At 67.0% G+C, this 10,191-nt stretch carries 12 protein-coding genes; 4 read left to right on the top strand and 8 right to left on the bottom strand.

The features are described 5' to 3' along the window. Window positions 1-198: hypothetical protein (locus tag E4L96_RS24080; protein ID WP_220433434.1), on the bottom strand; the 198-nt coding region annotated here is incomplete at its 3' end. A 12-nt stretch (window positions 199-210) separates the two neighbouring features. Between E4L96_RS24080 and E4L96_RS14020 the strand changes: the two genes are divergently transcribed. Further along, window positions 211-498: a hypothetical protein gene (locus tag E4L96_RS14020; protein WP_135207847.1), complete on the top strand. Its 288-nt coding sequence runs from the start codon at window positions 211-213 to the stop codon at window positions 496-498. On the opposite strand, the gene E4L96_RS14015 is transcribed toward E4L96_RS14020, so the two are convergent. The 4 genes from E4L96_RS14015 to E4L96_RS14000 form a co-directional block, all read right to left on the bottom strand. Continuing rightward, window positions 495-1,358 carry an alpha/beta hydrolase gene (locus E4L96_RS14015; protein ID WP_135207846.1) on the bottom strand — a complete coding sequence of 288 codons (864 nt, stop codon included), beginning with the start codon at window positions 1,356-1,358 and terminating at the stop codon, window positions 495-497. The two genes, E4L96_RS14020 and E4L96_RS14015, sit on opposite strands and share 4 nt — an antisense overlap. Next, window positions 1,346-1,690, bottom strand: a complete 345-nt coding sequence (locus E4L96_RS14010; protein WP_135207845.1) for a DUF1840 domain-containing protein — start codon at window positions 1,688-1,690, stop codon at window positions 1,346-1,348. The genes E4L96_RS14015 and E4L96_RS14010 overlap by 13 nt, the downstream gene beginning before the upstream one ends. A gap of 82 nt (window positions 1,691-1,772) precedes the next feature. Then, on the bottom strand, window positions 1,773-2,279 hold the full coding sequence (locus tag E4L96_RS14005) for a hypothetical protein (RefSeq protein ID WP_135207844.1): 507 nt from the start codon (window positions 2,277-2,279) through the stop codon (window positions 1,773-1,775). A gap of 12 nt (window positions 2,280-2,291) precedes the next feature. Next, complete coding sequence (locus E4L96_RS14000; RefSeq protein WP_135207843.1) at window positions 2,292-3,890, bottom strand: YifB family Mg chelatase-like AAA ATPase; 1,599 nt, start codon at window positions 3,888-3,890, stop codon at window positions 2,292-2,294. A gap of 149 nt (window positions 3,891-4,039) precedes the next feature. Between E4L96_RS14000 and E4L96_RS13995 the strand changes: the two genes are divergently transcribed. After that, window positions 4,040-5,968: a hypothetical protein gene (locus E4L96_RS13995; RefSeq protein ID WP_135207842.1), complete on the top strand. Its 1,929-nt coding sequence runs from the start codon at window positions 4,040-4,042 to the stop codon at window positions 5,966-5,968. Between the two features lie 66 nt (window positions 5,969-6,034). On the opposite strand, the gene E4L96_RS13990 is transcribed toward E4L96_RS13995, so the two are convergent. From E4L96_RS13990 to E4L96_RS13980, 3 genes are read right to left on the bottom strand one after another with little or no spacing between them, the layout of a single operon-like run. Continuing rightward, window positions 6,035-7,423, bottom strand: coding sequence for an FAD-binding oxidoreductase (locus E4L96_RS13990; protein ID WP_135207841.1), 1,389 nt, complete (start codon window positions 7,421-7,423; stop codon window positions 6,035-6,037). A 58-nt stretch (window positions 7,424-7,481) separates the two neighbouring features. After that, on the bottom strand, window positions 7,482-8,501 hold the full coding sequence (locus tag E4L96_RS13985) for a hypothetical protein (protein ID WP_135207840.1): 1,020 nt from the start codon (window positions 8,499-8,501) through the stop codon (window positions 7,482-7,484). Between the two features lie 8 nt (window positions 8,502-8,509). Continuing rightward, window positions 8,510-8,761, bottom strand: a complete 252-nt coding sequence (locus E4L96_RS13980; protein WP_135207839.1) for an accessory factor UbiK family protein — start codon at window positions 8,759-8,761, stop codon at window positions 8,510-8,512. 186 nt (window positions 8,762-8,947) lie between these two features. Here E4L96_RS13980 and E4L96_RS13975 point away from each other — a divergent pair, with 186 nt between their 5' ends. Then, window positions 8,948-9,688 (top strand): TorF family putative porin, encoded by a 741-nt coding sequence (locus tag E4L96_RS13975; RefSeq protein ID WP_135207838.1) that lies wholly within the window; start codon window positions 8,948-8,950, stop codon window positions 9,686-9,688. A 13-nt stretch (window positions 9,689-9,701) separates the two neighbouring features. Beyond that, complete coding sequence (locus E4L96_RS13970; RefSeq protein ID WP_135207837.1) at window positions 9,702-10,040, top strand: P-II family nitrogen regulator; 339 nt, start codon at window positions 9,702-9,704, stop codon at window positions 10,038-10,040. Window positions 10,041-10,191 lie beyond the last annotated feature (151 nt).

The raw sequence follows: 10,191 nt of genomic DNA, 5'->3' as shown, positions 1-10,191 counted from the left end.
GATGATAGTGCTGCAACCAGTGTGAAAGTAGGTTATCGTCAGGCTAGTTATAAAGGAAAAGCCCGTCAGCGAATCGCTGGCGGGCTTTTTTGCTTTCCGGACGGGCGACACGGCGCCGTTCTTGTGGCGAAAATCCCGCCTTGCGGCCACGCAGAATCCAATCGGCTTCTGTTCGGCAACATGGCAGTTCTTTTTCATGAGGAGGCCACGATGAGCGACGTGAACACCGCCAAGCTGAACGACATGATGAGCGGCGCCCTGGACAGCGTTCTGGACAAACATCGCTCGGAGATTTTCCAGATCGCGGGCAAGTCCGGCGATGCCACCCGGACTGTGCTGGCCAACGAATCGGTCATGCGCACGGTGGCCGAATACTGCTATGCGGCGCTGCCGTGGCCGATCCGCATGGCGGTCAAGCAGCCGGTGTTCGTGGATTTCGTGATGGCGCGCCGCGAGCGCATTGTGGACAAGCTGACCCGCTCGGCGGCGACCAGCTAGGCAGCTGGCAGACGCGGCAGCAGCCACTGCCGCACATCCTCAAACGGCGCTTCGGCGCCGTTTTCATTGAAGATCTCGTGGTACAGGCCGGGATACATGCGCAGCTCGCACAGGCTGGCCGGTGCGGAAGCGTGGAAGCGCTTGCTGCCTTCGGCATCGACCAGATGATCGTCACCGGCCGCGACGATCAGCGCCGGCACCGTCAGCTGCGCCGCATGGCTTTGGCAATAGTCGATCGACCCCAGCATGGAGCGCAGCAGGCGCGCGCTGATCTTGCCGTGGACCAGAGGATCGGCCTTGTAGGCAGCCACCACATCGGACCGGTGCGACAACTTGTCGACCTTCAGCCCGTTGGGCACACCCAGCCAGGGCAGGAACCGGTCCAAAGTGTTCAGCATCGTCATTTCCAGGCCGGAGAGGCGCACGCTGAGCGCCGGTGATGACAGGATCAGCCCACTCAACGGCGACAGCCGGGACAGCGCGAAGCGGCAGGCGAACAGCCCGCCCATGCTGTGCCCGAACAGGAAGGGCGGGGCGTCGAAGCTGGCGGCAAAGTCGTCCAGCACGATCTCGGCGTCCTGCACCATCGGGTCGCCATGGATGACGTCCCCGCGCGCGCCGCTTGAACGGCCGTGCCCGCGATGGTCATAGGTGCGGACCGACAGCCCGCATTCATTGAAAAACTGCGCGATATGACGGTAGCGCCCGCTATGCTCGCCGAGCCCGTGCATCACGACCACACTGCCGCGTGCCTGGGCCCGCGGCAGCAGGTAATCGGCGACGTACAGGGTGGTCCCGTCCGCCGCCGTGAGCTCGTGATGCCGCTGGCTGACCAGGGCAGGCTCGTCTACACGCCCCATACCACGTCCTGGCCCTGGTCGCGGGCCGCCTTCAGCATCTGCAGCAGCGGGAAGGCGCGCGTGGCAAAGCTGACGATCTGTGCCCCCTCGTGGTCGGGGTCGTCGCCCTGCTCGCCATGGTGGGCGTTGACGTCGCGCGTGACCTCGTCCGACGCCGGATGCGCCCGGCTTTCCGCGATTTCCTGCTCCAGCAGCTTGACGGCCGATCCGGCCTCGGCGGCGGTGATGATGCCGCGGTCGGTGTCCTTGTGCAGGAGGTCCAGCATGCGCTTGGCGTGCTCCTTGTACATCGGCACCTCGGCGGCAGCTTTCGATTTGAATGTGATGAGCATGATCGTCAGTGACAGAGTGTTCGTGTCGAAACGATAACACGTCTCGCGCTGCAGGTCAGCGCGCGCACGCTCGGACCCGGTGTTATTGCAACGCGAACGAGCTCATGAACTGGTCAACCTGTTCCGCTTGCATGTCGCGCGCGCGCCCCAGCGCCACCACCTGGTAAATCCGCTTGCCGCGCGCCTCGAAGTGGCCGACCAGACGCATCGGCTGCCCGTTCTGCACGCCCGTGGCCTCGATGTCGATCACCGGGCCCGCCGCGCGCTTCTCGCTGCTGAGGGTGGCGCCGATGTTGCGCACCAGTGCTGTCTTCATGGCGTCCAGCGCCGCCTGCGCCTGGGCGGGATCCGCGGTCTCCGCGCTGCCCACGGCGAACATGGTGCCCTCGACCTCGGCGGCCGTCATGGTCATGTTCACGTGCACGCCGTTCAGGTCGACGCTGCGGGTGTGTTTGGCGGGCTTGTCCGGGAACATGACGCGGTAGGGCGCATCCGGGCTGCTGTAGTCGCGCCAGTTGTAGGTCGGGCTGCAGGCGGCCAAGGCCAGGGCCAGACAGAGCAGGGCGGTAGAGTGAAGAAGGAATCGCATGCTGCCATGGTATCAGGCAGACGGAGGTGCGGGGACGGTGCCTTTGCGCTCGGCGGCCTTCGCCTCGATCTGCTTCTTCATGGCCTCCAGTGCATCCGGCGCCGGCTCGCCCTGCAGCGCGCGCCTCAGCGTGGTCGCCTCCGACACGTGTCCCACCTCCACCGTGGCGCTGCCCGCCAGGTCGGCCAGCGTGCGCGCCACCCGCAGCACGCGGTGGTAGGCGCGTGCCGACCAGTGCAGCCGCATCATGGTCTCGCGCAGCTTGGCTTCGCCTTCCGGCGACGGCTTGCAGTAGCGGTCGATCTCGCGCGGCCCGAGCTGGTGGTTGAGCTTGCCTTGCCGCGCCCGCTGCCGGTCCACGGCGGCTGCGACCCGCGCCGCGATCACGGCGCTCGGCTCACCGGTCGCCTCGGCCGCCAGCATCTCGGCCGCCAGCGCGGGGACCTCGATCTGCAGGTCGATCCGGTCTAGCAGTGGCCCCGAGATGCGCTGCTGGTAGCGGTAGATACGGTCCGGCGAGCAATGGCATTTGCCGGATGGGTGCGCCAGGAACCCGCAGGGGCAGGGATTCATCGCCGCGATCAGCTGGAAGCGCGCCGGAAAGTCCGCATGCTGCAGTGCACGCGAGATGGTCACGCGGCCGGATTCCAGCGGCTCGCGCAGCGCCTCCAGCGTGCGCCTGTCGAATTCCGGCAGCTCGTCCAGGAACAGCACGCCGTGGTGCGCGAGCGAGATGTCGCCGGGACGGGGCGTCGACCCGCCCCCGATCAGCGCGGCGGGCGAGGTGGTGTGGTGCGGACTGCGAAACGGCCGCACCTTCCACTGCCCCGCATGAAAGCTGCCATTCAGCGACTGCACGGCCGCGCTCTCCAGCGCTTCCTCGTCCGTCAGCTCCGGCAGGATGCCCGCGAAGCGCATCGCCAGCATGGTCTTGCCTGTGCCGGGCGGCCCCAGCATCAGCACCGAATGGCCGCCGGCCGCCGCCACCTCCAGTGCCCGCTTGGCGAAATGCTGGCCCTTCACGTCCGCGAAGTCCGGCCACGTGTGCGGCGCCAGTGCCGCGGAGGGCACGTGCGGCGCCAGCGGCACATGCAGCTCCTTGCGCGCGAAGTGGGCGCAGACCTCCAGCAGGGTCGCCGCCGGCAGGATCACCGTGCCCTCGGCCAAGGCGGCCTCGTCCGCATTCGCATCCGGCACGATGAAGCTGCGCTTGCGCCCCTCGCGCCGCAAAGCGAGCGCCATCGCCAGCGCGCCGCGGATCGGCCGCAGTTCGCCCGACAGCGACAGCTCGCCCGCGAACTCGTACGGATCGAGCTTGCCCTTCAGCTGCCCCGACGCGGCCAGGATACCAACCGCAATCGGCAAATCGAAACGGCCTGACTCCTTGGGCAAATCGGCCGGCGCCAGGTTGATCGTGATGCGCCGCGCCGGCACCTCGAAGCCCGCGTTCTGCAGCGCCGCCTTCACGCGTTCCTTGGCCTCGCGCACCTCGGCATCGGGCAAGCCCACGATCGCGATGCCCGGCAGGCCATTGGCCAGATGCACTTCCACGTTGACGCTCGGCGCGTCCATGCCGCACAGGGCGCGGCTGTGTACCACGGCAAGTCCCATCGTCTCTCCCCGGTTGACCCACCGATGCTAGGGACTCGACCCCGTGCGCGTTTGCGCTGCGCCAAACGTGCGCGACCAGTGTCCGTGTCTCAAGACCAGCCAGCCGCAGGAGGCAACCATGAGGAATCGACCCCTCACTGGAGACCGCCATGCCCGACACCTACGACAACCAGAACCACGACCGCTGCTGCGACGAGCTGACCCGCCTGCTGCGCATCATGGTCGAGCTGCAGGCCGCCAGCAACGCCAGCCTGGTGCAGATCAGCGGCCAGCTCGACACCGCGCTGTGCATCCTGGAGCACGTCTCCAGGAACACCTGCACCCTGGTCAACGAGACCCATATGCACGGGCACATGCACACTGGCGCCAAGCTGGTCGGCGAGGCCATGCTAGGCCTGTACAAAGCCAGTCACCCGGAGGCCGCGCTGGCCTACGAGCAGCTGGAGCAGATGCGCTGCAAGATGCACGAGTGCTGCCCGCCCAAGAACGAGCCGCCCGAGCCGCCCGTGTGCGTGTATGAGCCGTGCCCGCGCAACCCGCCCGGTTCCGGCTTCAATACGGCGGGCTTCGGCCAGGCCATCGGTCCCTTCCGCGTGGTGGGCGCGCCGTTCCAGCCCTCCGGCCCGGATGACGAGGACCACGAGCCGAACGAAGCGCCCGCGCCCGACTCGCCGGTCGGCCCGTTCCGCGGCTTCGTCGTGCCCGGCAGCGGCCTGAAGGTGGCCAACTTCTCGGACGGCCCGGGCGCCGGTGGCGACGCCGACCCGGTGGTGTTCGGGGAGTACACCAACTACGGCGACAAGGCCACGCCGATGTCCACCGTGGCCGCCGACATCAGCGGGGCCGAGGCGGGCATGGTCGTCATGGCCAGCGGCAACTGGTACGCCATGTACTCGCTGGATGGCGGCGCCAGCTTCACCGCGATCGACCCCACCACCATCTTCCCCAACACGGCCGATGGCGGCTTCTGCTGCGACCAGGTGCTCCAGTACGCGCCCTCGATCGACCGCTTCATCTGGCTGATGCAGTTCCAGCCGGGCAGCGATGGCAACAGCCGCCTGCGCATCGCTGCGGCCAGCCCGCAGGATGTCATCAACAGCAAGGCCACCGCCTGGACCTATTGGGACATCACCAACGGCGCCATCGGCATCCCCGCACTGGCCGACACCACCGGGCCGCTCGACTATCCCGACATGTCACTGGGCGACAACCATCTCTACCTGAGCGTGGACGGCCGCGGCGGCGCCAACATCGGCCTGGTGGTGGTGCGAATCCCGCTCAACGAAATCCAGGCGGGCGGCACCATCAATTTCTGGTTCACCCACCCTGGCGACTCGCGCTCGGCGTTCGGCGCCCACATCACCCAGAACACGGGTGACGAAGTGTTCTGGTGCGGGACCGGCTCGCCCAAGGACAACGGCACGCTGCAGGTGTTCTCGTGGAAGGCCGACTCGACCACCTACTTCTGGCGCGACGTCTCGCTCAAGTACAACTGGGCCAACGGGACGATCAGTTCCAGCGCCCCCGATGGCAACGACTGGCTGCAGAAGCTCGACAACTTCCCCCGCTTCGCCGCCATCGGCGCCACGCGCCGCAACGCCAACGAAGTCTGGTTCGCGTGGAGCTGCGCCGCGGGCGATGGCGGGCACGGCGGCTTCAATTTTCCCAACCCGCACGTGCAGGTGGTGAAGATCGACGTCAAGAACGGCTACAAGCTGCTCGACCACTTCCCGATCTGGAACCCCGACTACGCCTTCGCCTACCCGTCCCTGGCCACCAACGACCGGGAAGAAGTCGGCATCACGCTCGGCTGGGGCGGTGACACGGCCTACGCCCAGGCCGCGGTCGGCATCCTGGGGGACTTCGTGGTCTGGTACCCGGAAGCCAGCGACCGCGCCACCACGCGCTGGGGCGACTACGTAACGGTACGCCAGGCCAGTCCGCAGACTGGCATGTTCGCCGGCTTCGGCTACGCGACCCTGAAGGACACCAGTACCGCGGGCTTCCACTTCGACCCGTGGTACATCCTGTTCGGGCGGCAGTCCGTGGTCAACGCGGGCGGGGGCGGCATCGGCTGACCGCACGTACCACTTTCACTGCCCCCTTACGGCCCCGCATGCCACCTGGCTGCGGGGCTTTTGGTTTCACGCCGAAGGCTTGATGTTCTGGTTATTGCAGAACAGGTTGGCGGGGTCGTAGCGCGCCTTCAGCGCCGCCAGCCGCGCATAGTTGGGCCCGTAGGCTTCGCGGATGCGCTCGCTTTCATCTTCGTTCAGGAAGTTGATGTAAACGCTGCCCGCCGCATACGGTGCTGTCTGCTTGAAGAACTCGCGTGCCCAGGCGATGCACTCGGCATCGTCCGACGGCTCGGTCCAGCGCGTGTGGACATTCATGGCGAACAGGGCATTGCGGTGCGGATAGGCGGTCGCTTCCGGTGGCAGCGCGTTGGCGCGCCCGCCGATGAGGCCCAGGAAAATCTCGCTGTGCGGCGACGGCAGCCGCGCCGCATACGCCACGATGGTCTCGATCGCGCCCGCGTTCAGCTGGGTGAAATTGTGGGACTTCCAGTAGTTGCGTGCGCCCGGCGTCAGCAGCGGATCGAAGGTCTTCTGCCAGGCCGCATACGGCACCGCGCCGATGTGCTCGCCGAGCACGGTGCCGAACTGGCGCAGCTCGTTGATCTCGGCGCTCACCGCATCCGGCTGCAGCGGCGAGAACACGGCCAGCGCGAGCATGTCCGCGCCGTGCACGGTGGGCGGCAGGAAGGGCAGGGGCGGGGCCTTGCGCAGGATGGCCCAGACCGACACGTCGTTGCGCAGCCGCCCGGTGAGTTCGGCGTAGCGGGTCAGGATCTGGTGCGCCTCCGCGAACGGGTAGACCAGCAGCCCCGCCGTGACCAGCGGCCCCACCGGATGTAGCTCGAATTCGAACATGGTGACCACGCCGAAGTTCCCGCCGCCGCCGCGGATGGCCCAGAACAGGTCCGGCTCATGGCGCGCATCGACATGGCGCAGCTGGCCGGTGGCGTCGACGATGTCCGCCGCGCGCAGATTGTCGACGGCCATGCCGAGCGTGCGCGTGAGCCAGCCGAAACCGCCGCCCAGCGTGAGCCCGCCGACGCCGGTGGTGGAATTGATGCCGAGCGGCGTGGCGAGGCCGAAAGCTTGCGTTTCATGGTCCACATCCGCCAGCGTGGCGCCACCTTCCACCCAGGCGCGCCGCGCCTGCGGGTCGACGCGCACGCCGCGCATGCCGGACAGGTCGGCCACGATGCCGTCCGTGCACAGCGCGCTGCCGCCGATGTTGTGGCCGCCGCCGCGCACGGCCAGGCTCAGGTGGCTGTCGCGCGCGAAGCGCACGGCGGAGATCACGTCGGCCACGCCCGCGCAGCGCGCGATCATGGCCGGGCGCCGGTCGATCATGCCGTTCCAGATGGCGCGCGTGGTGTCGTAATCAGGGTCCTGCGGTTCAATCAGCCTGCCGCGCAGCGCAGCGCGCAGGGTGCTGCTTTGCTCACGTGTGATCGTGTCCATCTCGCACCTCCCGCTGGTTATCCTCTCAGCATAGGAAGCACTTCACCGCTGATGCAAGCTAAGGCGTGGCGAAATAAGGCAAGGTGTCGAACGGCTGGGCGAAGTAGCGGGCCTGCCAGCCAGGGGCGGTGCGGTCCAGCAGCAGGCCTTCGGCCGCGCCAATCGCGTAGAACAGCACGCGCTTGTCGTCGGCCAGCTTCGCGGCGGCGAGCTGTTCGTTCACGCGGGCGTGCAGGGCTTGTGCGCGCGCCGCGAAGGGCTGGTAGTCGGGCAGGGCGGCGAAGGCCGGGCTCGGCGCGTACGACGCCGCAGCCCAGTCCGCGATGCGGATCTCGGTGTAGCGGGCCAGGCCTTCCTGCCAGAGCTGGAAGCCGAAGTAGCGGGCTTCATCCGGCTGCAGGCCGGCGTTGAAGGCGGCGCGCAGCTGCGCGTACTGGGCGCGCGTGGTGGACGGCGCGCCCAGCGCTTGCGCCAGCTGGCGTACGTGCTCCAGCGCGCCCGGCGCGGCGTACGGAAAGGCGAAGTTCAGCATCCACATGCCGGTGGTGTCGCCCCGCTTCAGGTCCAGCTTGTCCACGCCGGCGAAATAGCCGGGCTGGGACGTTTGCAGCTGGTGGAAGTGTTCGTGCATCACGGTCACGACCCAGGGCGTGGACGTCTTGGAGGCCGTGTTCTCGGCGGTGCCGATGACCACCGTGGGGAGGTCCGCGACAGCCGGAAAGGTGGCCTGCAGGTTGGTGGGGAACTGGCGCGGGCGGCGGTAGATGTCGCTGTCCAGCAGGTCGTCGTGGCCGATGCGCGTGAAGTCGGGCGTGGGCTTGGGGTGGCGGACCAGGAATTCGGCGTCCGGCGTCACCAGCAGCACCGCGAAGGGCGCTGCGGTCCAGCCCGGCCAGATGCGGTCGCCCAGCTGGGCGGACATGCGGAACGCTTCGGCCAGCCGGATGCGGTCGGCCTGGGCCAGGACGGCCGGTGCCGACGGCCCGGTCTCGGCCGCGAACGCGAGCGGCGCGCCGGCCAGTCCGGCCACGCTGCTCATCCACAACGCGGCCACCAGCCGCCGGCGCCAAGCCCGCATGCTGGGCCTTACGGCTCTTGCGGCGCCGCCAGGCGGGCTTCCAGTTCGGCGACGCGCAGTTCCAGCGCGGTCAGCTTCTCGCGGGTCTTGGCCAGCACCTGGGCCTGGACGTCGAATTCCTCGCGCGTCACCAGGTCCAGCTTGGAAAAGCCCTGCGTCATCATCGCCTTCACGTTCTTCTCGATGTCCTTGACCGGCGAGTTCTCGACCGCCTGGTTGATCTTGCTTTGCAAATCATTGAAGAAGCTGTTCATGTCCATTGTGATTCCTTTCCGTACGCACCAAAGCGGTGCGCGAGCGCTTGAATTAAGTGCGGTTTCGCTGCATCAGCCCTGAATTTTCGCTGGCACGAGTCCTGCTAACCAGACATATGGATGCAGTTGCAAGCTTTTCCAAGATTGTAATCCTCTCCCAAGAATGACGTGTTCAAAACTAAGGAAACAGCCATGAAGCCCATGACTCACAAGTTGTCCCTGGCCGCACTGCTCGCCCTGGCCCTGGCCGCCCCCGCGGTCCAGGCCGAGGAGACCAAACCCGCCGACGAAGTCACCTTCAATGCCGCCGTGACCTCCGACTACCGTTACCGCGGCCTGTCGCAGACCCGTCTGAAGCCCGCCCTACAAGGCGGCGCCGACTACGTGAACAATCCGACCGGCTTCTATGCCGGCACCTGGCTCTCCACCATCAAATGGATCAAGGACGCCGGCGGCGACGGCAGCATCGAATGGGACCTGTACGCCGGCAAGCGCGGCGAAATCAGCGGCACTGGCCTGTCCTACGACGTGGGCGGCCTGTACTACTTCTACCCGTCCAACAGCCTTCCGACCAGCGCCAACACTTTCGAACTGTACGGCCAGCTCGGCTACGGCCCGGCCTATGCCAAGTACTCGGTCTCGACCACCAACCTGTTCGGCACCGCCGATTCCAAGCACAGCGGCTATCTGGACCTGGGCGCGAACGTCGACCTTGGCTCCGGCTACACGCTCAACCTGCACGCCGGGCACCAGACCGTGAAGAACAACAGCGCCTTCTCGTACACCGACTACAAGCTGGGCGTGACCAAGGACCTCGGCTTTGCCTCGCTGTCGCTGGCGGTGGTGTCGACCGACATCGACATCGTGGTCAGCCCGGATGGCAAGAACCTGGGCAAGACCTCCGCCGTGCTCGCCCTTTCCAAGACTTTCTAACCACGAGGCCAACATGAAACTCATCACCGCCATCATCAAGCCCTTCAAGCTCGACGAGGTCCGCGAGGCGCTCTCGGCCATCAACGTGCAGGGCATCACGGTGACCGAAGTGAAAGGCTTCGGCCGCCAGAAGGGGCACACCGAGCTGTACCGCGGCGCCGAGTACGTGGTCGACTTCCTGCCCAAGACCAAGATTGAGGCCGCGGTGGACGACGCCATCGTGGACATGGCCATCGAGACCATCGAAAAGGCGGCCCGCACGGGCAAGATCGGCGACGGAAAAATCTTTGTGTACGACCTCGAGCAGGTGGTGCGCATCCGCACCGGCGAGACCGGCAACGACGCACTCTAAAACGGGGAAGGGGAACCTGAATGAAAAAAACGATAACGACCTGGCTGGCCAGCGCCGCCGTTGTGATGATGTTCGGCGCGGCTTTGCCCGCCGCGGCCCAGGAGGCCACCGGTGGCGCCGCCAAGCCCGCCGCCACCGCCGCGACTGACGC

The organism is Zemynaea arenosa (assembly GCF_004614185.1).
Taxonomy (GTDB): Bacteria; Pseudomonadota; Gammaproteobacteria; order Burkholderiales; family Burkholderiaceae_D; genus Telluria; species Telluria arenosa.
The sequence above is the reverse complement of the archived record's forward strand: the minus strand, read 5'-3'. Positions and strand labels throughout refer to the sequence as shown.

Bases quoted from the DNA above. Each gene is read 5' to 3' on its own strand.
- E4L96_RS13995 (WP_135207842.1), top strand. From the start codon at position 4,040: ATGCCCGACACCTACGACAACCAGAACCACGACCGCTGCTGCGACGAG.
- E4L96_RS13970 (WP_135207837.1), top strand. From the start codon at position 9,702: ATGAAACTCATCACCGCCATCATCAAGCCCTTCAAGCTCGACGAGGTC.
- E4L96_RS14005 (WP_135207844.1), bottom strand. From the start codon at position 2,279: ATGCGATTCCTTCTTCACTCTACCGCCCTGCTCTGTCTGGCCCTGGCC.
- E4L96_RS13980 (WP_135207839.1), bottom strand. From the start codon at position 8,761: ATGGACATGAACAGCTTCTTCAATGATTTGCAAAGCAAGATCAACCAG.
- E4L96_RS14015 (WP_135207846.1), bottom strand. From the start codon at position 1,358: ATGGGGCGTGTAGACGAGCCTGCCCTGGTCAGCCAGCGGCATCACGAG.
- E4L96_RS14010 (WP_135207845.1), bottom strand. From the start codon at position 1,690: ATGCTCATCACATTCAAATCGAAAGCTGCCGCCGAGGTGCCGATGTAC.
- E4L96_RS13990 (WP_135207841.1), bottom strand. From the start codon at position 7,423: ATGGACACGATCACACGTGAGCAAAGCAGCACCCTGCGCGCTGCGCTG.
- E4L96_RS13975 (WP_135207838.1), top strand. From the start codon at position 8,948: ATGAAGCCCATGACTCACAAGTTGTCCCTGGCCGCACTGCTCGCCCTG.
- E4L96_RS14000 (WP_135207843.1), bottom strand. From the start codon at position 3,890: ATGGGACTTGCCGTGGTACACAGCCGCGCCCTGTGCGGCATGGACGCG.
- E4L96_RS13985 (WP_135207840.1), bottom strand. From the start codon at position 8,501: ATGCGGGCTTGGCGCCGGCGGCTGGTGGCCGCGTTGTGGATGAGCAGC.
- E4L96_RS14020 (WP_135207847.1), top strand. From the start codon at position 211: ATGAGCGACGTGAACACCGCCAAGCTGAACGACATGATGAGCGGCGCC.